This is a genomic window from Streptomyces sp. NPDC034085 (assembly GCF_055575555.1).
In genome coordinates this window covers 47662-71631 of record NZ_JBVISL010000003.1, presented here as the reverse complement: position 1 = coordinate 71631, position 23970 = coordinate 47662, and the positions used below count along the sequence as shown (strand labels likewise).

Sequence of the window (23970 nt, the reverse complement as noted above, 5' to 3'; positions counted from 1 at the left end):
AACGCGCTCCTTGTGATCCCCGGAACAACCTGCGGGTCAGCTCCGAGAAGTGACGACACCCTGCGTGTTTCATCCCTCGCGAGAACGGCCGACGGCCAATCGGTGCCGGCGTGGCCGCCGCACGGTCAACGGCAAGCCCAGATTCTGATCAAGAAGCTTGTAGGGCCGAACGGACCACGGCTAGCTTCTGGACATCGCTCCGCCACTGAGGGTGGTCGGGGTAGAGCTCTCGCAGACGGGGCGGTAGCAGCCAGGGCACGGCAGGCAGTCATCGACTTCGTCCGCCGGCGGCGCGTCCGGGCCGAGCAGCGGCACGATGCGCAGGAGAGCCGAAGCGGGAGAAGCGAAAAGGGCTGCACTGGTCGGCCGTCTTGCCCGGTGCCATGGTGGGAGGAGCCGCTGTGACCCGGCGCCGCCTCCAGCCCCGAGGGGGGCACCCTGGTGCGGTGTGTGCCGATCCAGGGGCGCATGTCGCAGGCCGTGATGAGAACCCCTTCCGAGCGGGCACTGACTACCGCGCCGTGTCGACCTCGGTAGCGCACAGGGAGGTGTCAGGTATGGCGCTCGACAACGGTGGCGCCCAGGCCAAGACCCTGGGACAGCGCGTGGCCGACAGCCATGCCATGGAGGTCGCATCCAGGGTCGGGCTCTGCGCCCGGGGAGTGATCTACGTCTTGGTAGGGCTCCTCGCCGTACGGATCGGATTCGGCGGTGACAGTGGGGGCAAGGAAGCTGACCGGTCCGGGGCCGTGCGGACCATCGGTGAGCAGTCGTACGGTCAGGTGCTGCTGTGGGCGCTGGTGGTGGGGCTGGCGGCGATGGCGTTGTGGCGCCTTTCCGAGGCCGCATTCGGGCAGGCGACGGAAGGCGGTGACAAGTGGACCCGGCGCCTGGGCTCCCTGGGGCTGGCCGTCTTCTACCTGGTGATCTGTATCGGCGTGGTGCAGACCGCGCTGGTCGGCGGGTCCGGCGGGCCCCGCGGCGGTGACGAGTCGTCGAAGGACTACACCGCCCGAGTGCTGGAACTGCCCTATGGCCGGGTCCTCGTCGGCGTGTTCGGTGCCGTGCTGGCCATCGTGGGCGTGGTGATCCTGGTGCGCAGCCTGCTGCGGAAGTTCGAGAAGAACCTCCGCACGGAGCGGATGAGCCAGCCGACGCGGCGTATCGTCGCGGCCCTGGGCATCATCGGCGGCGTGGCGTGCGGGGTGGTCGCGGTGGCGACCGGCCTGTTCAGCCTCCTGGCCGCGGTGCGCTTCGACGCCGGCCAGGCAAAGGGCCTGGACGAGACGCTGCGCTCGTTCGCTGACACGCCGGCCGGGCCCGTGCTGCTGATCGCCGCCGCGGTGGGCCTTCTGTTGTTCGGCCTCTACTCCTTCTGCGAAGCCCGCTGGCGCATAGCCCCGGAACACGACGCCCCGGCGGAGCAGCAGGTCAGGAGCCGCGGTGCAGGCTGACAGACCGGTGCGTGGCCATGGCGACGCTACGCGCATCGCCCTCGACGGAAGTGGCGCTCAGCTCGTGAACGCCGCCTCCCCCTGGCTGCGCCGGATGCGCAACGGCGCGGTCACCGCAGCCACCCCCAACCGCCGGTTCCGTCCGTGTGAGGCTGCCGGGGGGTGGGGGCTGGTGTCCGTGACACAGATTTCGAGGTGATGCCCGTGCAGTTCCAGGTGCAGGGTGCAGGGTCCGTCGGTATGCCGCATCGCGTTGGTGACGAGTTGGCCCCGACCAGGAGGACGCCGTCGGCTCGGGCTGAGTAGGAGGCCTCCTGGGTGGCGTGGTGGAGGAAGTCGCGGGTGGCGTCGCGTACTGCTGTTGCGGAGTGGCCGGTGCGGGGCACAGGCTGGTTGAGGACGGTTGTGACCATTGCGCCTCCTTGCGCCGGTGGACCCGCAAGGCTCCTGCCCTTTCATGGCCTGCTTGCCTTCTCTACGGCTGAAAGCCGCGTTCTGCCCCCAACCAGGGTTTTTGTATGCGAGCGTGCTGGGCCGACGATGACGGCGGCCGTTCGGCGCAGCCGGGATGGCGGAGCGTCCCGAGGAGGGCCAGGGTGGCTGCTGTGCCGGCACTGGCGCCTGCGCATTTCCTCGTTCTCCTCAGGAGCCCCCATGCCCGAGCGCAACACCGTCCTCCGCAGCATGCACGATGTGGGCCTGGCCGCGTGGTTCGGCGGGTCGCTGATGGGCGCGGTCGGCCTCAACGGCGCGGCCAAAGGCCACAGTGACAGCTGGCGTGACAACGCCCGGATCGCCAGCGTCGGCTGGGCGAAGTGGACGCCCGTCAACGCCGCGGCGATCGGCGCCCATCTCGTCGGCACCAGCGGACTGCTCGCCGCGAACGCTTCCCGGGTGGCGACCCAGCAGGGGGTGGCCGCCTCCACTCTGGCCAAGACCGTCCTGACCGGCGCCGCCCTGGCCGCCACGGCCTATGCCCGGATGCTGGGCAAGAAGATCGAGCTCGCCTCGTCGATGGACCCGCAGGACGCCGAGGAGGCGGCCGGCTCCTTCGACACCGGCAAGGCGGAACGGCGCCTGTCCTACGCGCAGTGGCTGGTACCGGCGGTGACCGGCGGCCTGCTGATCCTGGGCGCCCTGCACGGAGAGCAGCAGCGCCCGGCCGAACAGGCGCGGGGCATGTGGCAGCGTGCGCGCGACCTGTCGCCGCACATGCCGTCCGGCGACCACTGGTACTGGTACCACCCAGGCGCCTGAGGGCAGCTCCGCTGCGTCGCCGGCCTCCACGCTGTAGTTCAATCGTCCGGGAGCAGGCGGTGTTGTCCTTGACGGCTGTGAGGCGTCGGTGAGATCGGCGCCGTGGGCGGCGTCGCGCTCGGAGTTGGCGACGCCGTGCCAGTCCAGGCACATGACGGTCGCGTCGTCGTCGAGGTGGCCGTGGCCGGCGTCGACGGTCGCTTTGATGAGGGTGCGGGCGGCTTCGCGGGGGTGCAGTGCGCGGGTGCGGATGATCAAGTCCGAGAGGGCGAGGTTCTCGGCGTTGCGCTCGGGCATGCCGTCGGTCAGCATGACCAGCCGGTCACCCGGGCGGAGGTCCAGCGTCTGCACCCGGTAGGTGTTGGCCTGCGATGTCTGGGCACTGAGGCCGAAGGGGAGATCGGCTTTCGGGAGGATCTCCTGGACTGCCCCGTCGCGCATCCGCAGCGGCCAGGGATGCCCCGCGTCGACGAACTCCGTCTCGCCGTCGATCAGGCTGATGCGCAGCAGCTGGCCGGTGACGTAGCCACTGCGGCCGTGATCGCGTACGGCCAGGTCGGCCTGGCGGGCCTGTTCCGCGAGGTCGGCACCCGCCCGCCGCGCCCGCCGTAGGGCGCCCACCGCTGGCGTGGCCAGCAGCGCGGCGTCGACGTCGTGACCCATGGCGTCGGTCACGGAGAGCTGGACCGTATCCCGGTCGATCACGTAGTCGAAGGTGTCGCCCCCCACGTGGTCGGCGGGTTCCAGGGCCCCGGCGACCGCGAACTGTGCCGCCTCGCACGCCAGCGACGCCGGGAGCAGCCGGTGCTGGATCTCCGCGGCCAGACTCACCGGCTTGGTACGCCGGCCCCACTGGTACACATCGGTGTGGGACCGGTTCGCGATGACGATGTACGCCGACGCGTGCTCGGTCTCGCCGATCTCCCGCATGACCTGCGCGCTCGGTGCCGCGGGCAGGAACAGTTCGAGGAGCCCGACGGCATCCCCACGGTTGGTCACCGGGGCGACGACACGCACCAGCCCACTGCCGTCCACCCTCGGCCGCTGGCTGCGGATCACGTCGTCGTACAAGGTGCCCCGCAGCCGAATGCGCCGAGCCGGCTCGCCAGTCTCGACGCTGCCCGAAGCCCCCAGCCGCACGACCGAACTGTCGGAGAAGTCAGTGATCAGAAACGACACCGACGCGGCCCCGAGGTGCTCCTTGAGCAGGCGCGCGACCACGTCGGGTGACTCCACAGGTGCCGCGGCCTCGGCCGCTTCCAACGTCCCCGCCAAAGTCATTGCCCTGCCCCGCTGACTTCCCCCACGGGAGGGCGAGAGGCTTGCCCGTCGTCAGGCTCTCCTGCGGTCACAGCGACCCCTGGCTGCTTGCTGCCGGCCGGGACTCCGTCCCGGATAACGCGAAAATCCGCGCCGAGGCGGCACCGGACAGGTCGTATCGCACCACGAGCCCCCGGAGACCCAGCCTGCACAGCATCAGCCCAGGACAGGAGCCCGGTCAGGGGCGCGCGGGTTCGACGTGTACCGCGGGCGCGGCTCCGCACCACGACGGCGGGGGACTGCCGGCGCCGCATCAAGAGCCCGGGCCCGGCCAGGACCCCGTCAGCGCTGCGCGATCGGCACGCACTGGCCGGCGCCGGCGGACTGCTCGGCGCAACGCTGCCGGTGTCATCACCCAGCAAGGTGGCGCCGCCTCCACCCGGTCAAGACCGTCCTCACCGCAGCCGCTCTCGCCGTCACCGCGCCGGCCCGCTGGGCAAGAAGCTCGAGCTGGCCTCCGTCGGCCTTCCCCGAGCGCAGAAGAAGCCGAACGCCAGCTTTCCCACGCTCAGGGTGCGGCCCCGCTCCCAGGGCAGTCTGCTGGTCCTCATGGCAGAGGACGGTGGCGTCGTCTTTGGGCGGTCGGCTGTCGTAGGCGCGGTGACCGCGCCGACCAGGGTGCGTACGACCTCGCGCGGATGCTCGGCTGCGGTCTTGCGGAGCGGAGCGGGCAGGTCGACTATTTCAGCGTCGCGTCTTGCATGCCGTCGGTGCGGAGCAGGAGACGGTCACCGGGGCGCAAGTCGAGTTGTTGCATCCGGTACCCACCCTGCATGGCGACGCCGAAGGGCAGGTCCACGGCCAAGCGCAGAACGTCGACCCCCACGCCGTCGCGCAGCCGCAGCGGCCAGGGGTGGCCTGCGTTGACGAGCTGGGCGCCGGTCCCGTCCAAGGCGATGCGCAACAGCTGGCCGGTGGCGAAGGTCGGTCGACCTTGGGCGACGAGGGCCTGGTGGATCCGGCGGGCCTGTTCGACAAGGTCTGCCCCGGCGCGGCGGGTGCCGCGCGGGGCGTTGACCAGCAGGGTGGCCATGAGCCGGGCATCGACGTCGTGGCCCATGGCGTCGGTGACGGACAGGTGCAGGGTGCCGTTGTCGAGGCTGTGGTCGTAGGTGTCACCGGCGATCGCAGGCCGGGACCAGAGCGCCGGCGAGGGTCAGCCGGGCCGATCAAGTCTGCCGAACCGGGTCGGTCCTACGGGCGCGGGCGCTCAGACCGCCGGCGTAGGCGTCTACGGCTTCATACGGGTGGGAGTGGGGGTGAGACCGACTTGGGCGACCGCTGCAGCCTGCTCGCAGTGGCTTCGCCTCAGCGGCAACGCCGTGTCGGCCATGCCGCCGCCCGGTCGCCGGGGGAAACGGAACGGAAAGGGCGGACCGAGGCGTACGTCGATCCCGTTATCCCGGGTATGCGGTATGGGGAGCGCCACGCAGGTGTCAGGTGGAGCCTCGCGGATGGGACGGGCTCCGCCCGTGCCCTGGGCTGCTCCCCCTCAGACGGAACGGATAGTGACTTCTGATCATGAATTCCTCCCAGTCGGTGCGGCCTCCCATACGGGCGGATTCGGGGAGCGACTTCGCCCGGCTCTCCCGGAAGATCCAGGAGGCCGGACTCATGGCCAGGCGCCCCGGATACTACGCACTGCGCATTGCGGCCGTGACGGCCCTGTACGCCGCCGGGTGGACGGCGTTCGTCTTGATCGGCGACAGCTGGTGGACGCTGTGGGTGGCCGGTTTTCTGGCCTTTGTGTTCGGGCAGGTGGCGCTGCTCGCGCACGACGTCGCCCACCGGCAGGTCTTCCGGCTGCGCAAGGGCAGCGAGGTGTCCGGGCGCGTCGCCGGCAACCTCGGTATCGGCATGGGGTACGGCTGGTGGCAGGACAAGCACACCCGCCACCACGCCAATCCCAACCACGAGGACCTCGATCCCGACCTTGACCCGGACATCCTCGTCTGGACGCAGGACCAGGCCCGCGCGGCCAGGGGACTGCCGCGGCTGCTCGGCCGCTCGCAGGCGTTCCTCTTCTTCCCGCTGCTCACGCTGGAGGGGTTCAACCTGCACGTGGCCGGGATGCGGTCGCTGTTCGACCGCTCGCTCAAGCACCGCATGTGGGAAGGGGCCCTGCTCACTGCGCACCTCGCCGCCTACCTCGGCACGCTGTTCCTGGTGCTACCGCCCGGCATGGCAGTCGTCTTCCTCCTTGTCCACCAGTGCCTCTTCGGCATCTACCTCGGCTCGATCTTCGCCCCGAACCACAAGGGCATGCCGATCCTGCGAGGCGCCGACCGTCCCGACTTCCTGAGGCGCCAGGTCCTCACCTCCCGCAACGTGCGCGGAGGCCGGTTGACCGACATCGTCCTCGGCGGTCTCAACTACCAGATCGAGCACCACCTCTTCCCGAGCATGCCCAGCCCGCACCTGCGCAGGGCCCGCACCATCGTCCGCGGGTATTGCCAGGAGCTCGGGGTCAGCTACGCGGAGACCAGCCTGATCGACTCCTACCGGCAGACCCTCGCCAGCCTCCACGCGGCTGGAGCCCCGCTGAGAAGGCCGCGGACCACCTGACGCCGGCGCATCCAGCCGGCACGCGGGAGGCCAGCCGGTACGCGGGACACCGCCGGAGTCAGGGGTGCGGCCGAATCGCCCATGCCGACGCTGGAGCGCGCAAGAGGGCCGCGCATGGGCGGCAGCGTCATTGCCCACCTGTGTCCGCTGCGCCCGGTCCGACCGCTGAGTACCGCAGCGGGCCGGCCTGGCCTGGTTTGCTCTCTGGGCACCAGCATGGCGTGGGCAACGGGCCGATCCGAGTCCTCTTCGGCCGACTGGGCGTTCACTGTTCTTTCGGTCCTGGAGACCGACGCGAAGCCGCGGCCCGCCATCCGCTACGACGTCGGCCGAGTCCTGTCTGGCGGCGAGTCATCAACGGGGTTTGTGATGAGGCCCGTCACCGCGTTCGCGCGTTCTGGTGCGGTGCACGGTGGTGCGCATCGTGGTGCGGTTGCGATGCCGGCGGTGGTGCCCATCCGACGGGCGCGGTGCGCACCACCGCCGTCCACGATGCGCACTACACGATGAGAGGCGCACCGGGTGCGCACCGGACGGTGCGGGGTGGGCAGCGAGGGCCTGGCCCACTGCGACGGCCTCCAGCTGGCGCAGGCTTCGCGAGGGTGGCCGGGTCGGGCTGCTCGGCCGGCAGGTCGACTTCGTCTCGGAGGGGTGACGTGGAGGCTGGCGGATCGTTTCAGCGAATGTGAATGACAGATTCCGTTTGGTGGAGGGCTCCCGTGGTCCGGCCCGCGTCGGCCTGCTCGGCCCTGGCCTGCCGCCCCCGGCCCTCGCCTGGGTCCCGAGTCGGCGTGAGTGGGTGCTGTGATGGGCCGGTCCTTCTACTGGTGTCGCTCCTGCCTCCAGCCGCTCTACGCCACCAGTTCTCTCGCGATTCCGGCCGGGTGGGACTGGGAGATCGACCATCAGCAGCCGGGCGATTGCGCCAACGGGCACCTGATGCCCCTGGCCGGCACTGCCGCTGTCCCTGAAGACCTGCCCGACGCTCCGCGGGTGCTGCGCGTCTTCGGATCCTGAGCACTGGCCGATGCCGCCCGGGGGAGGCGCAGTCGCCGCTGGTTACGGCCCGCCACCGCGTCCGGTGTGGGGTCGTACCAGAGAAACGTTCCGGCGCTGAGAGGTTTCGCCGATACGGGGGCGGGCGCCGGTTGGGTTTCGGATTCGCCGATCTACGACGCCCTTGAGCGGCAGTGGCTACAGCAGGGCCGGGCGGTGGCAGGCATCGGGCGGGGGGTGGAGACCTGTTCCGTCGCGGCTGACCAAACGAGCGTCGAGATTCACCGCCGGCTTCGGAACGAACTCCCCCGCAGGACTGCCGGCAGAGGGCCTGCATCGTCCGGCCGCGCGTCCGGTCTCCAGCGCATGACGTCGAAAGCGCCGGAGCTCTGCGCACCCCAGGCGTGCCCTTACAGGTCGTCCGATCCGGACACAGGCGTCTTCCGCGCGTGACGGTGGCTTCCTGTCGTGGGGTCGCCGTTTTGCATGACCCATCAACGCGAGCTTGGGGCCCGCCCCAGGACCCGGCATCGTCGGTGGCAGCCGGCCCGGCCGGCCGCCTGTATCAGAGCGGGCGCCCCCGACGTCGGCCTAGAGCCATACGGCGTTCCGCTTCTGTAACTCCTTGTCGGCGCGGGGGCAGTCCCAGCGTGCGTACGACTCCAGGTCCCGCAGGACGTTCTCGGAGCGGTTCGGGTGGGCCACCGCGGTCACGTCGATACCTCTCTCACCCGTACCACTTCGCTGCGGCTGCTCTCCCTGGTGCGGTCGGCGCCGTCGACATCCGGAGGGGAAGCGGCCCGGGCGGTGGGGGCGGGCAAGGCGCCCACCGCCGGGGATCCGCCTCCGCCCCGGGGCCGCGCCCACCGGCGCCCCAGCGCGACCTTCGCCTCCGCGCTGGCCGCGGGCGGGCACCTGCACGGAGGCCCCGCCGGCGAGAACCTCACGCCCCGCGGAGTGGCGGAACTCCAGGCGGCCCTGAGGCCACCGCCGGCACCCGGGGACGGGCGTCGGCGCAGCAGTCCTGCGGGTTCACGACGTGTACGTCCTGCTGGACGGCCTGCTGAGCCTGGAGGGCAAGCTCGCCAAGGGCTCGCACACGAAGGTCGGGAACACCGCGCGGTCCAGGTCACCGCCGGCGGGGGCAGGGCGGCAAGCTCGCCGTTTCCCTGGAGGGCACCCCGTACCCGCTGCTCCTGGAGCGCGCCGGGGGCGCCGGCCGGGTCGAGCTGGCGGAGTGGGGCCAGGCCTTCGCGCTCGATCCGCGCGCCCAGGACCAGACCGTGGACTGCGGCTCCCAGCTGCCGGCGACGAGAGACAGCGAGACCAAGGGCGTCGGGCAGGGCTCGAACCCCGCCAAGCCGTAGCCCGGCCCGCCCGTCGCGCCTCGTCGGCGGCGACGCTCGCGCCTGGTCTGCTGGAGACCCCGGTCCGGCGAGCCGGCTTCCGCATACCGGCGGTGGGCAGGGGCAGGCGTTGACCGATTGGTGAACAGCACGACGAGGCGATGGGCTGCTGCATGCGAAGCGTGGGTGTGGAGGAAGAACTGCTGCTGGTGGACGCGGAGACGGGGGAGCCGCGAGCCGTGGCTGGAGCCGTTCTCGCCGCGGCCGACCGGGCCGGAGTCGGCCCGGACCGGGCCGCCGAGGAGGAGGAGCCGAGCCACACCTTCGAGGCGGAGCTCCAGGAAGAGCAGGTGGAGTTCGCCACGAAGCCGGTGGCGGAGATGGGCGAGCTCCACGAGGAGATCGTCCGGTGGCGCGCGGAGGCCGCCAGGCACGCGGCGACGGCCGGCGCGGTCGTGGCGGCGCTCGGCACCTCCCCGCTGGCCGTCCGGCCGTCGCTCTCCCCGGGCCACCGCTACGAATGGGTGTCGCGGCAGTTCGGCATGACCGCCCAGGAGCAGCTGACCTGCGGCTGCCACGTCCACGTGTCGGTGGAGTCGGACGAGGAGGGCGTCGCCGTACTGGACCGCATCCGCCCCTGGCTCGCCGTACTGACGGCGATGAGCGCGAATTCTCCCTTCTGGCAGGGCGAGGACACCCGCTACGGGAGCTACCGCAGCCGCGTGTGGAACAGGCTCCCCGCCGCCGGCCCCGTGGACGTCTTCGGTTCTGCGGACCGCTACCACGCGGAGGTGCAGGCCATGGTGGACTCCGGTGTCCTGCGCGACAAGGGCATGATCTGGTTCGACGCACGGCTCTCCGCCTCCTACCCCACGGTGGAGGTCAGGGTGGCGGACGTCTGCCTCGACGCGTCCACGCCGGTCCTGCTGGCGGCCCTCGTACGGGGCCTGGTGGAGACCGCGGCGAGGTCCTGGAAGGCAGGCGAGCCCGCGCCGCGGGTGAGTACGGGAATGCTTCGGCTCGCCTCCTGGCAGGCCGGCCGCTCGGGCCTCGACGGCCCGCTGCTGCACCCCGAGACCATGCGGGAGACCGCGCCCGCGACGGCCGTCGAGGCGCTGTACCGGCACGTCGCCGACGCGCTGGCCGACGCCGGCGACGAGGAGTTCGTACGGGCCGGCATCGCGGGCCTCCTGGAGCGCGGCAACGGAGCGCGCGTCCAGCGGGCCCTGCTCGCCTCGGAGGGGGACCTGGCCTCGGTCGTCCGGCACTGCGCAGGGCGGACCACGGAGGGGTGACCTGGGTCGGGCAGGATCGGAAGAAGACGCCCTGGCTGTGTTGTCCGGAGAGGCTGGTGCCGCGGCCGGCGGGTGTCTGGCCGCCGATGCCGGTGTGTGGTCGGTGGTAGTCGTACCAGTGGAGCCAGTCGGCAAACGCTTCACGACGCCACACACCCGCCCACCGCCGCTGCGCCTCGACCGCCCCCGGGCTGTCGCGCAGGTCGAGGTCCTCCATCCCGTGGTCGGCGCCCGCGTCCAGTTGCCACTGGTGGTGCCGTTCGCACACCCGCTTCCAAGGTTCGGCGTAGCGAACCGCACCCCCGGCTTGTCCGGCACGCCGTGCCGCGCACAGCCGGCAGCCGGACGCCACCGGGCCGACGAACGTGCTCGCGACGCGCCAGAGCACCGAGGGGGTCTCTGGCAGCTGCTCGCTGGCGAGCTGCTCAGGCCTGGAGATCCACATGCCTGCATCAGGCGAGATGCTCATAGGTGACACCCCAGCCCAGACCCTCCGTTTGGACGGGAACGGGGCGCGTCTTAGGCACCGCGATCGGTAACGCCACGACCATGGTCATCCCCCTCGGCCCCAAACACCCGCTGACTCTCGGGCGCGAAGAGGGCAGAGACGTTGTGAACAGGCTGCAGATCCTGGCCGCCACACGGGCATGTGTACTACCGCCTTCGTAGCGGGCCAGAACGCACTGTCCTCAATGCATTGGTCGACAGGGAAGTCATAAGGCGGAAGTGATCAGGAGGAACGGTCGGCTGTCGGGGCCGTCCAGCCCGAACCACGGCAAGCATATAACTGCGTAAGTCGGTTGAGATTGCTGCGCAGTTCCACTGATCTACGATCCGCGCCTCATTTCGAACCACCGACGTCACGAGGCGCGCGCGCCTGGTTGTTGTCGGCCGCACCAGCCGGGGGAGTGGAGTGGCTGGCCTGCGCGTCCGGGATGCCTGGTACGAGTTCATTATGAAGAATTGGGGGCAGTCGGATGACACTGGAGTATCCCCCTATGTGAGGAGTTGCCGTGACCAGCTTCGTCATCACGGTCCCCGGTACGTTCGTGTCAGACGTTGCCCATTCCGTTCCCCTTGCCGTCGAACGGAAGTTGGCCCCGCGGCACACGGAGGTCAGTGAGAACGAGGGACTGCGCCTCCTCACGCTGAACGAGGACGCCACCTTCTCCATCCGACTCGAGGTCGAGGCCCCGGACAAGTACGAGGCGGAGCTCGCCGCCATGCGGATCGTCACGGCGGCCCTGAAGGAGGCAGGCATCTCAGAGTCTGATGCCCCGCTCGGCCCGCCGGCAGTGACTGGTATCGACAGCGGCTTGTGATCTCTCTGTGGAGCGAAGCGAACTCCCGCCGAACCGTCCGGAGCGGGGCGCAGGACGTGGGCCGAAGGGCCGGAGAAGAGTGGATGGCTTGTAGCGTCGGGCGGGACGTAAGCGGTTGCCGTCCTTGAGGGGCTGACGGCGGTGGAGAGTGTGTGGCCGGAGCTGGTACGTGCCGCCGATGGTGCCGCGGGCGCCTTCCCAGACGCGGTGTCCGGCGTAGCGCTCGTAGTCCCAGACCTCCTTGGCGAGGCGGGCCTGGGGCGTGGTGCCGTTGTCGAGTTCGAAGAGGCGGACCTCGCTGGTGTTGGTGGGCACGGCGAGGACGGCGTCGGTGTTGGAGGACAGGCCGGTCTCCTTGATGGCGTGGTTGACTTGCACCTGCCAGTCGGTCAGGTACTCCCGGCGCCCACCGAGGACGGTGTCGGTGTAGGCGAGGATCGTGTCGGTGACCGCGACGGCGTGCGGGCCGAACCCGGCGTGTACGGCCTTCGCTCCGGTGTCGGCCTTCGGTCGTGGATACCGCATCATCGACGGTGACCCCTTCTACGTGAAGATCACCCCCTGACTTCCAACGGAGACTGCTGATGTCTCTCCATGCCGACTACAGCACCACCGCCAGGCCAGACCGCGGAATCGTTGAGGTGTACGACTCCGACGCCTACATCGGCGACGAGGAAGCCCTGAAGGAGTCGAGGACCCAGGTAGTCGCCGGAAACGGCTACCACCTGTACCTCCACAGTCTCCAGCCCGACATCCCGGTAGAGATCGTCATCAGGATCTGGGACACCCCACAGGAGCCATCCGCAGACGCCGAAGGCACGACCGCCGTCACCCTGGAAGCCGAGACAGGCCTGCTCGTCGTCAACCAGCTCACCTACGGGCCGGCCGGTGAACTGAGCCTGCCCCGCCCTGGGGTCTACGAGGGCCATGCCACATGGAACGGCCGGCACGAAACCGCCGCCTACCACGCATCAACGATCCGGCGTGGCGCCGAAGAACGATGGAGCCCAGAGCGGATCGGCCTGTCCTGGGAAGAATGTCCGGCTGCTGAGCGGTACACCCTCGACCTCTGGTTCGTCAGGGAATCCGAACCCGACGACGAGGATGACGAATAGCAGCTCCGGACTCTGCGCAGCATGAACTGCCCAGAAGGCCGAACCTGATAGCCGCCGTACGGTCCACGGCTGAGCGGGGCGTCCACGACAGCTTGGACGCCCCACCTCGCGACTCATGCTGTTGCCCCAGTGACGGAACGCGGGACGGCCAGCCGTGCGTCAGGGCAGCTGGTCGTCGAGGCATGTAGCGGCAGAAGCGATGCGTGTGGCGGACGCGGTGTTATGAGACCAACAGAGCCAGCGCTTCCTTCGCGTTGTGACCGGCGATTTCCTGCATCACTGTGCGGTGTGGGAAGTCGCCATCGAGCAGGCGAAGGGGGCCGGCCACCAGTGAGAGACGCATCGCAAGCATGTAGAGGTCGAGCCGTGCCGGATCGAGTCCGGGGCGGGACAAGGCTGCGTACTGGTCACCGAAACGAAGCTGCAGGAACACGTGCTCCCACTCGACATCGAAGAACATAAGGCCCTCGATGTCGATGAGGACGGGGTGTCCGGCGGCATCGACCAGGACATGGTCGGGCCCTAGTTCTCCGTGGATCAGTCCGTGTTGCGTGCGTGGAGCCACTCGTGTGGCCAGCTCCTGCAAGCGATCGTGCAAAGACGCTGCGGCTGATCCGATGCTGGGGTCGCGTTCGGCCGCCTCAGCGAGGTCCTCGATGGCACGTTCGAGCACCAGTTGCTCGCATGAATCGCCACTCGCTTTGTCGCCCCGTTCGAGCACATCCACTCTGCCGTAGTGCTGACTGTGCTGCTGGTGCATCACGTCGAGCATGGCGGCCAGCTCGCTCAAGGCATGTGATGCGCGTGCGGGATCTGTCTTCAGGAGCGCTTCCAGAGTGCCGCCGGCAACGTCCTCGACGACTGCCACGTCCGCCGGGTAGCCGCGTCGGCTGTCATCAGTGAGAAGCACCCCTGGAACCCGGACTCCAAGGCCGTCCAGTCTCCGCTGGGCCGCTAGGAAGGGGACCAGCCCGGAGGCAGGAGCGAAGGGGTGGGCTGGGTCGATGGCTATCGCAGCCGGCCAGAAGTTCTCGGCCTCCGCCCAGCTATAGACGATCACACTTGCTGCACGTGATCCGCTCGTGTGAACCCGGTAGACCCCCTTCTTGCTCCCGCCGCGCAACCGGTCAACTCCGACCACGCGGGCCTCCGCCCCCAGTGCCTCATGCACGATCTCTGACAAGGCTTCGCTATCCGTGAACCGACCCATCCGCCGACCCTATCCCCGGGCCGTTGGCCGAGTCGGCTTCCGGTGAATCAGCCGGCCTTGGCCGGTTCTTCGGCTCGGGCTCGGGAGAATGCACACACGCGTGGCCTACCGTCTCTGGCTGCCGGGACGGCCCGCCTGGCGGGCGCTGCGACAAAAACCTGCTGATGGCCTCCCGCCCGGCGGGAAAGGCCCCGGTTCACGCTTCTGCGCAGGTCATGGGCGGTTTCCATGACTTGGTGATCAGCAAAGAGGACTTCCGTCCGGGAGACGGGTGGCGCTATCTCTTCCGTGGCGTGATGGTCGGCGACGCCCGGCGCCCTGCGGGCAAGCCGCTGCGCGCCGCCCAGGAGGAGGCCGGTGTTCCGCCCGGTGTGTGGAAGGGCCGGGGACTGGCCGCGGTCGGCCTGGCGGCCGGGGACGTGGTGACCGAGCGGCAGGCCGAACTCCTTCTCGGCGAGGGCCGGCACCCGGACGCAGACCGGATCGAGCGGGCCCTCCTGGCGGAGGGCAAGAGCCCGGCGCAGGCCCGGCGGGCGACCGTGCTGGGCAGACCCATCAAGCACAACCAGTCGCCCGAGACTGAGCAGGCCAAGGAGCACACGCCCTGGCTGGGGAGGGGCCTGGCGGCCCGGGCTCAGTCGACGGCGCACATCGCGTGGGCGCTCATGGATGACGAGACCCGGCTGGCGCTGGAGCTGTGCCAGGACATCGCCCGGGACAAGACGCTGGCCTGGCTCGAGGACGCGTTCGCGGAGGTCCGCTGGAAGAGCGGCGGCAAGAACCGCGCCCGGAACCGCGACGGGTCTGATTGCCGCGGTGTTCCGGCACTACGAGTCCCGCGCCGTCGATTCGAGGCCGCTGCTCCACGATCACGCCTCGGGATGCCGATGGCCATGCCGACGGCCTCACTGGGCATAGTCGGCGCCGGGGGCAGTACGTCCCGGTTCAGGCTCGACGGTCCGTGGTTGGATCTGCCGACGATGCCGACGGGCAGGACGAGTTGTCGGGCTGGTCCACCGATGCGGACGCCGACGAGCTGGCCGCCCTGACGGCGGGGCGTTCGGGGCGTCGGTGGGCCGGCTGACGGCACCGGGAACGGTGCCGTTGGCGGTGCCGGGGGAGGTGCGGGTGGTCGAGCGGTTCCGGTCGGGATCGGGTGGCCTGCGGGTGACCCTGGGGTGGCCGACTGTCCTGCGCGGTTCTGCCGCGGAGGGGGAGGTGGGCGAGGTGGTCCGGCACAGGGTGCCGACGGCCGGCTCGGGGGAGGGGTGCGCGTGCCGCCGGTACGACTGCGGGGGGCTGGTCCCGGCGTCGTGGTGCGCCGAACAGGGGACGCAGCCGACCCGGTGATGGAGTGGCAACCCGGCGGCGGGATCCGGCTTGCTGACCGTTCCAGCGGCGGAGGCCTGGCCCGGCTCCCGCCTCGGATACCGTGTTGCTCTACGGGGCGCCATAACGGATGTGACGCCCCCCACCGGAGGTAGTCAGCGTATGAGTTCAAAGCGCAGCAAGAATCCCGCCCTGCCCGTACTTGACGACGCATTCCGACTCACGTCGGTCAAGGAAGCCGAAGAGTCCACCCGTGACTTGGCAGCGCGGCTGGCCACCACCGAGCTGCGCCGCGTTTCCCACCCGGGCCGGGTCACCTGGGAACCCACCGATCAGGCCGAGCCCGTACCGGTCCCGCCGACTGTGGTCGACGGTGACGGGGACCTGTGGCTGCGGGACCGGGGCACTGGCACCTGGACCATGCCCGAGTTCAACCCGAAGGAGTTCCCGGCCCGCTGTGGCGAGGTTCTGACGTGGAACCAGCTTGCCCGCGAGTTCGGCCCGCTGACCGCACTGGCCGACGACCGCCGCATCGGCGGCGGCCGGCGTCGCTGACCGCGCAGCCTTCTGGGATGACCGCTCCCCGAAGCGCCCGTTACGGGTAGCTGGGAGCTCCAGCTCACCGCCGAGCTCGACGATGGCGGCGAGCAGGTGAGCGTGGTGGTGGCGTGCGACAGCCTCGAGCAGCGCGGTGCGGGCCTGGCGCCACCCGATGTCCTCGGTGCTGCCGGCGTCGGTGGACCAGCCGGGTAGCACAGGGGGCCATCGGCGGCGCTGGCCAGCGTCCGCAGGCCAGCCGGGGAGGTGTGGGGGCCGCACCTGGTGGAGGCACCGATGCGCTGCAGCCATTTCGTCAAGGCCACGCTGGGCACCATGCTCGGCGAGATCAGGAACGCCCGGCACAAGTTCAGCAGCGTGAGGTCCACGCCCGCCGGCGGCGACCCCGTCGCGCCGATTGAGTCGATGATGCGGGCCTTGTGGGAGGGGCAGACCTCGCGGAACGGCGGTCAGGCGCCCACCCGGCCGGAGACCCTGGATGCCGCCCGCGCTGCCGCCCACCTCGCTGCCGCGGTCGTGCAGTGGTTCGTCTCCGGGGCCGTGACCCGCACCCGCTGACCTGCCGGATGGACCTTTAGCCGCCGGCTCTGCACGTGGCCGCCGCCCGGGGGTGACCTCGCCCGGGGCCCGGACATCGGGATCGTGCCCCGCCCGGACGGCACGGGGCTGGTTGGCATGCCGGTGTGGATGTGGAACAAGCCGGGCCCCACCCGCGCCGGGCCAGCGACCGCCTCGGCGTCGGCGGGGTCGGTGACCGTCACCGCGACCGCGACGGTCCGCTAGGGCCCTTCTTTCGGATCAGCGGGCGGACCGCCTACGCCCCGCCCTGCCCCTCGGCGGGTGCGCCCGGACCCCGGTCCGGGCGCACCCGCCCATGCATGTACCGGCCCGTGTCGCCCGACTATGCCGAAGCTTCGGTCCCGGCGCTGGGGGCGAACCCGCTCCCCTGCTCGGCGAACACCTTGATCGCGGCGCCCAGGAACTCCACCATCCCGGGGTGGTAGGAATCGTGGAACGCCCTCATGGCCTCGTCCTCGGCGTAGAAGAGGGACATGCCAACGTAAGCCTCCCTGGAGGGGGTGTAGAACCGGCAGACGATGTCGAAGTGCCTGCGGACGAGCTCCTGGATCTTCTGGTCTCCGGGCAGGGCGCCGCCGTCCAGGAGAGGCGTCATCTCCCGGTACAGGACGTCCCAGTCCTGGTGGACCCGCTCCCTGTCCACATGTTCCCAGTCGTTGGTCCCGGCAAGGCTCTTCGCCTGCTCCCGGGCCAACGACCGGCGACACTCGTCCTCGTAACTGTTTCCCACGGCACCGGTTCCCAACGTTTCGTCACCTCTCTGGTGGATCCCGAGAGGTCGCCGACATGTCGACATTGACCGGCCATCGATGATCAACTGCCGGTCCAGGCCGAACGGTGACACACAGCCACCGGGTCGGCAAACCATTTCTTGGACCCTCCGGCGATCCGTCCCGGTCTGCCGACGGCGGAAAGGCGCAGCTCGAACGGCGAGCCGTCGGAGCGGGGCGTCCAGCCGCTCGAGGCGAGAGGAACCGCTGGGAGTGGTCCGGCGACACCACTTGACCTCTAGGGCCTGTGAGATGTCGTGATCAGCCGGCGGTCTTCAGGAGGACGTCGATCCAGATCATTGTGGCGCGGAAGTCGAGGCCGACGGGCAGACAGGCCCGCACCGTTTTCTAGCCCCGCGGCCCCCGGGTCGCTTCAGCACGGCGGAAGGCCTCGTCACAGGTCCGGCCGGAGCGGGTGGCCACCAGCGAGAGGTTGTCGACGAGTCCGCCGTTGGTGAACTCCAGGCGCCAGGAGCCGCTCTTCAGCGCCACCGCCGGAACGGGCTCGCCATGGCGGGCCGTGACCTGCCAGCCGCGTTCCTCCAGGGCGGTTTCGAGGGCCGCCAGCCGGCCGTCGTCTGCTGGGCCGTCGCCCGTCCAGCCTGCGATGCAATCTGCGAGCTCCCCTTCCTCGGCGCTGGACGCAGCACCCGGGGCGAGCCCGGCGGCGGTGGCGGCAGCGGCGAGTTCGGCTGCGACCGTGTTGCGTGAGGGGTCTGCCCCGGCGCGGGCCGGGCCCTTGGTGCCCGCGGGCTCCCGGACCCAGCCGTCCTCGCTGTCTTCCTCGGCCGCAGCCAGGACGACCCCGCCGACGACGAGGGCGCCCGCGAGCGCCGCGCCCCCTACGGCAGCCGCCCACAGGGATCCGCCCCTGATCCTGCTCACGTTCGTCCCCCGCACCCGCATGGCCTCACACCGGGGCGGCGTGCTCCGGCAGCAGGCCACAGGCTAAAGGGTGACCGGCCGAGCGAGCCCCGCCGGGTCGGCTCGATGACTACCGTGTCCCGTGTCTGATGGGGATGGGGTCGAGCGGCGGCCCGTACCTCTCGGGCGACCCTGCCGAGGGCAGCGTCGTCGCGGTGAACATCAGCAGTGACGCGGAAGCGAGCTACGGAACAGCGCTTGGCGCCTTCGCGCAACAGCTCTACCAGCAGTCCGAGCACGGCTAGCGACCGAAGCCAGAAGTTCACTGTCAGACAAGACGCTCGAACCCGGCGGGCCCTCGCCTGATCGCAGGGCACCCGAACGTAACGGCCGGAGATCCACTGGAGCACCTCTCACACGGGGGTGGCGGAACACCTTCGGACACTCACCATTGCAGTCACCTGGCGGACCCCGCGCTGAGTCGTCGTGACCGCACGGGCGTAGGAGACGGCGAAGGAAAGCAGTTGCCGCGCATGCTTCGTCGCCCGCAGGCATGTTGTCGGGTGGCCGTTGCGGCGCGGGGGCGTTGAGCGGGTGTGCCGTGGCCGTTGCCGTACCGCCAGGCGGTGTCCTTGCGTGTCTGTCCCGGCCGTCCGGGCCCAGGGCGCTGGGGGCCTGGGTATGCGTCGGCCCGCGGTGCCCGCCTCGTTATGTTCTGGTCTGGAGTTCTGTGTACTCACCCCCTGATGCCGCCGCCTCGTTCCAGCCGGCCCCCGCGCGCCGCTGGCATCCCCTGCTGGCGGTCCCTGCCTGATCGCCTTGACGCTCGCCGTTCCGCCGCTGGGTGTCGCGCTCGCGTTCGCGGCCCGCTGGGACAAGGCCGGCCAGGCCGTGACGGTGGTCCTGGCCTCGATCTGGTTCGAGGTCCTGGTCGTCGCCGATGCCAGCCCGAAGAACACGCAGGATGACGCGAGGATGCGCCCGCAGCCGGCCGCCACGGTCACCGTCACCGCACCAGCCCCAGCACCCCCGGCTTCCGCCCCTGCGCCGCCGGCCACCGCGGTGCCCGCATCCCCGACCCCGGCGGCTACTCCTTCGCCACGGTCTGCCCCGTCCGTTGCCGCTCCGGCGCAGCAACAAGCACCTGAGCCGCCGAGCCAACCGCGGCCCCCTGCGGTAGACGACAGCAAGACCGGCACCTCCGGAGACACACAGCCGGGCGGGGCGTCATCCGATGACAGCTCGAGCGCTGGGGACGGCGGTGGCAGCGTCTCCTACCGAAACTGCAGCGCCGTGAGGGCGGCGGGGGCGGCTCCGATCCGCCGCGGGGACCCGGGCTACGGCTCCCACGTGGACCGCGACGGCGACGGCGTCGCCTGCGAGTGACCAGGCTCCTCACCCGACACGACACGCATGCGGTCGGCTCTGCGCGGTCGGCTGAACCGTCCCGGCCGCCCGGGCGCCGCCCGTCAGACAGTCGAGCACCGGGCCGAGGCCACGGTGGCCGTGCGGTGGCGCTCGGGCACGGCGTCCAGGTTCATACCCGGAAGCGGGCGGCGCCGTCGGACGGTCTGGTCCTCGATGGCGAGCTCGTCATCCGGGATGCTGCAGCCGCTCGGCGGCGGTGCCGTGGTCGGCGCAGAGGTCCCCCTTCGGGGGCGGTTTCGTGACCGGGCCGTGTCGCCCCGGCGGTAGTGGCATTGAGCGGGCATGAACATCATCAAGCGCGTGGCGGTGGCCGCGGCGGCGGTGGCGGCGCCAGCCGCTCCCACCCCGCGGCTGTGCCGGCCTACCGGTGCGCGTCCAGCACGCAGGACATTGATGACAGCAGCTATGACGGGCCGTGGCCGGCAACGGCCACTACCGGACGCCGACGATCAGCCACCGGGCCGGCCCCCGGCGCCCTGGTTGATGCGGTGCTGTTCCTGGACTGGCACGGCTACGGCTGCGGCTACGGCCGCCATGACTACACCGCCTCACTCAACGTCTGACCTCGGGCAGCAGTACGGGCCGTTAACCCTGGCCGGGTGGCGGCCCACGCTGCTGCGCTCACTGTTCGCCGGAGTCGGGACTCCACACCGCGGGCCCGCCGCCGCGCCACTCGCGAGCCCGCGCACCCCCACCGCGGTCCGCGCCAGCTCCCTGACCGGCAGCGGCCCCCCCAGGCTGCCCGCCCCCCGGTAGCGCACCCGCCCGACCGTTTCCGCCGCCCCCCCAGCGCCTGCCACGCCTGGACCGTCCCACCGTCATGGCCCGTCATACCGTCATACTGACGGTTACTCACCCACCTCGGGGGTCCCGGCTGCGAGCACTGCGGCGCGCAGGCGTTCCAGCACGTCCGCCGGGGTGATCATGTACGCCTTGCCGGCGATCGACTTCTCAAACCCGGCGCGGGTCAGTCGCCACACCCCGCATGCCTCCCGGCCGGTGACGCCGAGGGAGTTCTGCACCCGGGGATTGAACAGGTCGAGGTGGTGGAGGGTCAGGCCCGGCTCCACCGAGTGCGCCGTACGGGCAGAGCCCGCCTGCTCGTGGTTGGCGAGGACGCTGATCACGTGCGCCACGTGGAGGGCGGGCAGCCGGCCCTGGGGGGCGTCGGGGTGCCGGAAGATGTGCTGGGAGCTGTACGAGTCGGTCTCCGGCCGGACCTCGAAGGGCGTGTCGACGAGGGTCCCGAGGAGGTCGAGGACGGATCCGCCGCCGGCGACTGCGCCGCCAAGGGCGTGCCGAACCCGGTCGACGACGCGCTCCTCGTCCTCGAACGCCTCGTACTCGGCCCGCGCCAGATCGACCGCGTGCTTCTGGTACCAGTCCGGGATCCACTCCGGCACGTCGTTGGCCTTGTCGACCGGGCGGGGCGTGACGCCGGCCATGTCCTCCGGGGCGTGCGCGTCGAGGCGGATCAGCGCTCGGCCGGGAAGGCGGGTGTACAGCGGGCTGTCCGGGACCAGGACCTGCGTGGCGTTCAACCACAGGCGCATGTCCGGGCCTTCGGCGCCGGCCAGACGCCAGATCGCCTCCAAGACCTCGTCGTCGTCCTCCGCGACGCGGACGGGAGCACCGAAGCGCTGTGCGACGGCGTCAACGTGTTCCCGCCACGCGGTGCGCGCGAGGGCGAGGACCTTCGGGTTCTCCTCGGCGTTCTCCGCCTCGATCACGCAGGGCACGTAGCGCGCCATCCGCACCGGGTTGAGGAAGTCGCTGCCCCGCCCGTACAGCTCAAAGGGGGTGCCGGAGCGGCTGTGCAGGGTGATGACGGAGTCGATCTCGATCCGGGTGAAGTACTTGACCTCGCCCATCCATCCGGCGAGGTCGCCCTCCCGGACCGGGGGCCCGGACCACAGCACGGGGTTCGGCAGACCTATGAAGGTGGCCGCGTCCCGAACCTGCCCCGGTGTGTCCTGCCAGGCAAATCTCATGAGTCTTCCCCCCGTTGAGTGATCATCAGTTGATCATCTTAAGGTCGCTTTTCGGCCATGGTCGCCATGCTTCCCGAAAACGCCGAGATCCCGTCCGGTCTTTCAATCGGACGGGACCTCGTGACGATTCTTGAGAGCTTCTCGCCGACAACGCCGGTTCAGTCGCCGGGGTTGGGCACGGTGTCCTGGCCGTGGCGGAGGATCGGCAGCGGGGTTTCGGTGGCGTCGCACCCGGTGCACGCCATGGTGCCGGGCCGGGTCAGGGCATCGAGCGCTGCCATCGTCTCTGGCGGGACTTAGGCTCCGCTCGTGGCTGATACCGAACTCGATGACGATGTGATCCGGGATCGGAAGTGTGCGGATACCGCGTGGGCGCGGCTGCGTGAGGTGCAGGAACGGCATGGCCGGCCGTCGGTAGGGGAGGGCTGGACGGCCGAGGCCTAGCAGGAGTGGGAGGCGGCGCGGTTTCGGTGCCGAGGCCGTGGACGTGGCCCAGGAGGCCATTGCGAAGTGGGCGAAGGACAGCGGGCAGCGCCGGATCGATGTCGAGGTCCGGCTCACAGGTGAAGTGCGGGGCGGCAAAGACCCCCAGGTGTGGCCGGAAGACGAGTAGCACTGCTTGGGTGGAGCGCGGGCCGTACCGGGCGCCGTCGCGGTGATCCACCGCTGGAGCGGCCCCGTCGTCTTGTCGGCCCGGTCAGGCTGTGCGGTGTCGGCGGTGCCGGGCCTGGGGGTCGCAGCCGAGCACGTCGCACAGCAGCTCCTGCTGGAGCGGCGACAGCGGCACCACGCGCACGAAGGCGTCCTCGACAGGGAGCAGGGTCCGCCCCCGGGTGTCCGGGTGGCGCTGTTGCCGACGGATATCGACATCGTGGGCGTCGATCAGGCGCAGCTCGATGTCCGCGAGGGCGAGGGTGTCGCCGTGGGCGGCGATGGCGTGGCATCCGGCGTCGTGCCGGGCCGCGTCCACGCTCGGGTGCACGCTGTGCCCCTGCTGCCAGCAGGTGCTGCACACCCACACGATGCCCACCGGCAGGGCCGTCATCCGGCGCAGTTCCTCGGCGGTCGGCGCGCGGCGGTCGGCGCGCCGGTGTTCTCCTCGGGCGTCGTCATGTCCGGGCAACGAGCGGGCGCCCGTCGGCGTAGCGCTGATGCGGGGCCGCCGGCGTGGGGGACGGCGGCGGGCCGTGCGCCGGGTGCCGATCGCGCCCTTGGTGGTACGCCGCCCGGTGCCCTCCGTCGCGCCGTTGACCGGTGCGGCGGTCAGGCTGGCCCTGGGTACGGCGCACCGGTGGAGGGAGGGCTTGGGGATGGTGCTGCGGCCGCCGGTGGAGCCGATGCTCGCGCAGGCTGCCGAGGCGCTCCCGGGTCCGGCCGTACTGCGTGCGGGGTGCCTATGAGCAGAAGTTCGACGGGCACCGCGCGATCTTGTTCACTCCGGCTGGCCCGGGTGGGCGGGTGCTGCTCCAGACCGGGCGCGGATCGCTGGTTCAGGACCGGTGGCCGGACCTGGTGGCGGCCGCCGAGGCGCAGCTCCCCGCCGGCTTGGTCCTGGACGGTGAGCTGCTGGTCTGACACGGAAGCGGGCTGGTTGTCATTCGAGGCGTTGCAGCACCGGGCCTCCGCCCGGGGCCGCGGCGCTCTGGCTTGGCCGCGAAGTGGCCGGCCTACTTCGTCGCCTTCGACGTCCTGCAACTGGACGGCGAGGAGCTGCTCACGCGTCCGTACGCCAAGCGCCGCGAGCACGGGCTGACGGCCCCCTGGACGCTCTGCCCGATGACCACCGACTTGGCCAGGGCCCGCGAATGGCTCCAGACCTGGACCGACGTGTCCGGGGTCGAGGGCATTGTCTGCAAGGCCCTGACGGGCAAGTATCTTCCCGCCTACCGGGGCTGGGCCAAGATCAGAAGACGCGATACGACGGAGGCGGTCATCGGCGCGGTCACAGGCACCCTGACCCGCCCGCAGCTCCTGGTCCTGGGCCGCCACGACGAGCACGGCCGGCTGCGCGCGGTCGGCCGTACGGTTGCACTGCGCCGCGATCAGGCCCGCTAGGTCGGCGAGCACCTGACCGCGGCCGGCCCCGGGCACCCCTGGACGGGGGTGCGGTTCGCGGCGGCGTGGGGGTACCGCGATGTTCTGGACGCGGTCTTGGTGCGGCCGGAGGTGGTGGCGGAGATCAGCGCCGACCGGGCCGTGGACCGGGGCGGCGTCTACCGGCACCCGTTCCGGTTCAAGCGGCTGCGCCTGGACCAGACGGCGGACGATGTCTCCGCTTTCGGGCAGGGCGGGGCTGTGGCCGCCAGCTGAGGGCGGTGCGCGGGCGTCCGGGGCCGGGTCTGCGGGCCCGGGCCGCCCTGCGGCGGCCGGTCGGCGTACGGGCTGCCGGGGGGCATGAGCACGGCGGTCGCGCGGACGCAGCGGCTGAGCGTGCCGAGGGGCTGTGCCGGGTTCGCCCGGGACGGCGCCGGCCGTATGACGAATGCGGCTGGGCCGCCGGTCGTCCCTCGTTGGGGGTCTGGGTCTGCCCTGTCCAGGCGCTCCGCGGCGCTCGGACAGGGCAGCGCGCAT

21 protein-coding genes and 4 pseudogenes are annotated in these 23970 nt (G+C 70.8%); 14 read left to right on the top strand and 11 right to left on the bottom strand.

Features of this window, described 5'->3' with window-relative positions; all coding sequences use genetic code 11:
* Positions 1-557 precede the first annotated feature (557 nt).
* A complete protein-coding gene (locus ACZ501_RS10545; protein WP_468794014.1) occupies positions 558-1454 on the top strand; it encodes a DUF1206 domain-containing protein in 897 nt (298 codons plus the stop codon).
* Between the two features lie 654 nt (positions 1455-2108).
* Positions 2109-2711: a hypothetical protein gene (locus ACZ501_RS10540; protein ID WP_468795451.1), complete on the top strand. Its 603-nt coding sequence runs from the start codon at positions 2109-2111 to the stop codon at positions 2709-2711.
* 42 nt (positions 2712-2753) lie between these two features.
* Here the strand turns inward: ACZ501_RS10540 and ACZ501_RS10535 are convergent.
* A pseudogene (locus ACZ501_RS10535) lies at positions 2754-3992 on the bottom strand (PP2C family protein-serine/threonine phosphatase); the annotation flags it as partial.
* Positions 3993-4583: 591 nt separating this feature from the next.
* Positions 4584-5200, bottom strand: a pseudogene (locus ACZ501_RS10530) (PP2C family protein-serine/threonine phosphatase); the annotation flags it as partial.
* 352 nt (positions 5201-5552) lie between these two features.
* Between ACZ501_RS10530 and ACZ501_RS10525 the strand changes: the two are divergent.
* A complete protein-coding gene (locus tag ACZ501_RS10525; protein WP_361608009.1) occupies positions 5553-6596 on the top strand; it encodes a fatty acid desaturase family protein in 1044 nt (347 codons plus the stop codon).
* Positions 6597-8183: 1587 nt separating this feature from the next.
* Here the strand turns inward: ACZ501_RS10525 and ACZ501_RS10520 are convergent.
* Positions 8184-8306: a hypothetical protein gene (locus tag ACZ501_RS10520; protein WP_361608006.1), complete on the bottom strand. Its 123-nt coding sequence runs from the start codon at positions 8304-8306 to the stop codon at positions 8184-8186.
* An 805-nt stretch (positions 8307-9111) separates the two neighbouring features.
* Between ACZ501_RS10520 and ACZ501_RS10515 the strand changes: the two genes are divergently transcribed.
* Positions 9112-10233 (top strand): glutamate--cysteine ligase, encoded by a 1122-nt coding sequence (locus tag ACZ501_RS10515; protein WP_468794011.1) that lies wholly within the window; start codon positions 9112-9114, stop codon positions 10231-10233.
* A 34-nt stretch (positions 10234-10267) separates the two neighbouring features.
* On the opposite strand, the pseudogene ACZ501_RS10510 reads toward ACZ501_RS10515, so the two are convergent.
* Positions 10268-10381 (bottom strand): annotated as a pseudogene (locus tag ACZ501_RS10510) (integrase core domain-containing protein); the annotation flags it as partial.
* An 865-nt stretch (positions 10382-11246) separates the two neighbouring features.
* Between ACZ501_RS10510 and ACZ501_RS10505 the strand changes: the two are divergent.
* Complete coding sequence (locus tag ACZ501_RS10505) at positions 11247-11555, top strand: hypothetical protein (RefSeq protein ID WP_361608003.1); 309 nt, start codon at positions 11247-11249, stop codon at positions 11553-11555.
* Here ACZ501_RS10505 and ACZ501_RS10500 read toward each other — a convergent pair.
* Positions 11496-12080, bottom strand: coding sequence for a replication-relaxation family protein (locus ACZ501_RS10500; RefSeq protein WP_468794009.1), 585 nt, complete (start codon positions 12078-12080; stop codon positions 11496-11498). The genes ACZ501_RS10505 and ACZ501_RS10500 overlap by 60 nt on opposite strands.
* 59 nt (positions 12081-12139) lie before the next feature.
* On the opposite strand from ACZ501_RS10500, the gene ACZ501_RS10495 reads away from it, so the two are divergent.
* Complete coding sequence (locus tag ACZ501_RS10495; RefSeq protein WP_468794006.1) at positions 12140-12670, top strand: hypothetical protein; 531 nt, start codon at positions 12140-12142, stop codon at positions 12668-12670.
* Positions 12671-12890: 220 nt separating this feature from the next.
* Here ACZ501_RS10495 and ACZ501_RS10490 read toward each other — a convergent pair whose 3' ends face one another.
* The gene (locus ACZ501_RS10490) at positions 12891-13880 is read right to left on the bottom strand and encodes a phosphotransferase family protein (RefSeq protein ID WP_468794003.1); all 990 of its coding nucleotides are present in this window, start codon (positions 13878-13880) and stop codon (positions 12891-12893) included.
* A gap of 296 nt (positions 13881-14176) precedes the next feature.
* On the opposite strand from ACZ501_RS10490, the pseudogene ACZ501_RS10485 reads away from it, so the two are divergent.
* The 4 genes and pseudogenes from ACZ501_RS10485 to ACZ501_RS10470 form a co-directional block, all read left to right on the top strand.
* A pseudogene (locus ACZ501_RS10485) lies at positions 14177-14756 on the top strand (relaxase domain-containing protein); the annotation flags it as partial.
* Between the two features lie 85 nt (positions 14757-14841).
* Positions 14842-14964, top strand: a complete 123-nt coding sequence (locus ACZ501_RS10480; RefSeq protein WP_468794000.1) for a hypothetical protein — start codon at positions 14842-14844, stop codon at positions 14962-14964.
* 407 nt (positions 14965-15371) lie between these two features.
* A complete protein-coding gene (locus ACZ501_RS10475) occupies positions 15372-15764 on the top strand; it encodes a hypothetical protein (RefSeq protein ID WP_468793997.1) in 393 nt (130 codons plus the stop codon).
* A 279-nt stretch (positions 15765-16043) separates the two neighbouring features.
* Entirely contained in the window at positions 16044-16325 is a 282-nt protein-coding gene (locus tag ACZ501_RS10470) for a hypothetical protein (RefSeq protein ID WP_468793994.1), read from the top strand.
* Positions 16326-16668: 343 nt separating this feature from the next.
* On the opposite strand, the gene ACZ501_RS10465 is transcribed toward ACZ501_RS10470, so the two are convergent.
* On the bottom strand, positions 16669-17076 hold the full coding sequence (locus ACZ501_RS10465; RefSeq protein WP_468793991.1) for a TipAS antibiotic-recognition domain-containing protein: 408 nt from the start codon (positions 17074-17076) through the stop codon (positions 16669-16671).
* 388 nt (positions 17077-17464) lie between these two features.
* Entirely contained in the window at positions 17465-18001 is a 537-nt protein-coding gene (locus ACZ501_RS10460; protein WP_468793988.1) for a hypothetical protein, read from the bottom strand.
* A 954-nt stretch (positions 18002-18955) separates the two neighbouring features.
* On the opposite strand from ACZ501_RS10460, the gene ACZ501_RS10455 reads away from it, so the two are divergent.
* Positions 18956-19366: an excalibur calcium-binding domain-containing protein gene (locus ACZ501_RS10455; RefSeq protein WP_468795448.1), complete on the top strand. Its 411-nt coding sequence runs from the start codon at positions 18956-18958 to the stop codon at positions 19364-19366.
* Between the two features lie 890 nt (positions 19367-20256).
* Here ACZ501_RS10455 and ACZ501_RS10450 read toward each other — a convergent pair.
* Complete coding sequence (locus tag ACZ501_RS10450; RefSeq protein WP_361610206.1) at positions 20257-21399, bottom strand: hypothetical protein; 1143 nt, start codon at positions 21397-21399, stop codon at positions 20257-20259.
* A gap of 158 nt (positions 21400-21557) precedes the next feature.
* Positions 21558-21680 (bottom strand): hypothetical protein, encoded by a 123-nt coding sequence (locus ACZ501_RS10445; protein WP_361610208.1) that lies wholly within the window; start codon positions 21678-21680, stop codon positions 21558-21560.
* 28 nt (positions 21681-21708) lie between these two features.
* Here ACZ501_RS10445 and ACZ501_RS10440 point away from each other — a divergent pair, with 28 nt between their 5' ends.
* On the top strand, positions 21709-21843 hold the full coding sequence (locus ACZ501_RS10440; protein WP_468793985.1) for a hypothetical protein: 135 nt from the start codon (positions 21709-21711) through the stop codon (positions 21841-21843).
* Between the two features lie 253 nt (positions 21844-22096).
* Here the strand turns inward: ACZ501_RS10440 and ACZ501_RS10435 are convergent, their stop codons facing one another.
* Positions 22097-22522 carry a hypothetical protein gene (locus ACZ501_RS10435; RefSeq protein ID WP_468793982.1) on the bottom strand — a complete coding sequence of 142 codons (426 nt, stop codon included), beginning with the start codon at positions 22520-22522 and terminating at the stop codon, positions 22097-22099.
* A 524-nt stretch (positions 22523-23046) separates the two neighbouring features.
* Between ACZ501_RS10435 and ACZ501_RS10430 the strand changes: the two genes are divergently transcribed.
* Together ACZ501_RS10430 and ACZ501_RS10425 are read left to right on the top strand one after the other, a co-directional pair.
* Positions 23047-23454, top strand: coding sequence for an ATP-dependent DNA ligase (locus ACZ501_RS10430; protein WP_468793979.1), 408 nt, complete (start codon positions 23047-23049; stop codon positions 23452-23454).
* Between the two features lie 96 nt (positions 23455-23550).
* Positions 23551-23709, top strand: a complete 159-nt coding sequence (locus tag ACZ501_RS10425; RefSeq protein WP_361609880.1) for a hypothetical protein — start codon at positions 23551-23553, stop codon at positions 23707-23709.
* The last annotated feature ends 261 nt before the right edge of the window (positions 23710-23970 follow it).

Coding starts and splice junctions, on each gene's coding strand:
- ACZ501_RS10515 (WP_468794011.1), top strand. CDS start 9,112: ATGCGAAGCGTGGGTGTGGAGGAAGAACTGCTGCTGGTGGACGCGGAG.
- ACZ501_RS10495 (WP_468794006.1), top strand. CDS start 12,140: ATGTCTCTCCATGCCGACTACAGCACCACCGCCAGGCCAGACCGCGGA.
- ACZ501_RS10450 (WP_361610206.1), bottom strand. CDS start 21,399: ATGAGATTTGCCTGGCAGGACACACCGGGGCAGGTTCGGGACGCGGCC.
- ACZ501_RS10445 (WP_361610208.1), bottom strand. CDS start 21,680: ATGGCAGCGCTCGATGCCCTGACCCGGCCCGGCACCATGGCGTGCACC.
- ACZ501_RS10490 (WP_468794003.1), bottom strand. CDS start 13,880: ATGGGTCGGTTCACGGATAGCGAAGCCTTGTCAGAGATCGTGCATGAG.
- ACZ501_RS10525 (WP_361608009.1), top strand. CDS start 5,553: ATGAATTCCTCCCAGTCGGTGCGGCCTCCCATACGGGCGGATTCGGGG.
- ACZ501_RS10475 (WP_468793997.1), top strand. CDS start 15,372: ATGAGTTCAAAGCGCAGCAAGAATCCCGCCCTGCCCGTACTTGACGAC.
- ACZ501_RS10470 (WP_468793994.1), top strand. CDS start 16,044: ATGCGCTGCAGCCATTTCGTCAAGGCCACGCTGGGCACCATGCTCGGC.
- ACZ501_RS10540 (WP_468795451.1), top strand. CDS start 2,109: ATGCCCGAGCGCAACACCGTCCTCCGCAGCATGCACGATGTGGGCCTG.
- ACZ501_RS10455 (WP_468795448.1), top strand. CDS start 18,956: ATGCGCCCGCAGCCGGCCGCCACGGTCACCGTCACCGCACCAGCCCCA.
- ACZ501_RS10545 (WP_468794014.1), top strand. CDS start 558: ATGGCGCTCGACAACGGTGGCGCCCAGGCCAAGACCCTGGGACAGCGC.
- ACZ501_RS10500 (WP_468794009.1), bottom strand. CDS start 12,080: ATGCGGTATCCACGACCGAAGGCCGACACCGGAGCGAAGGCCGTACAC.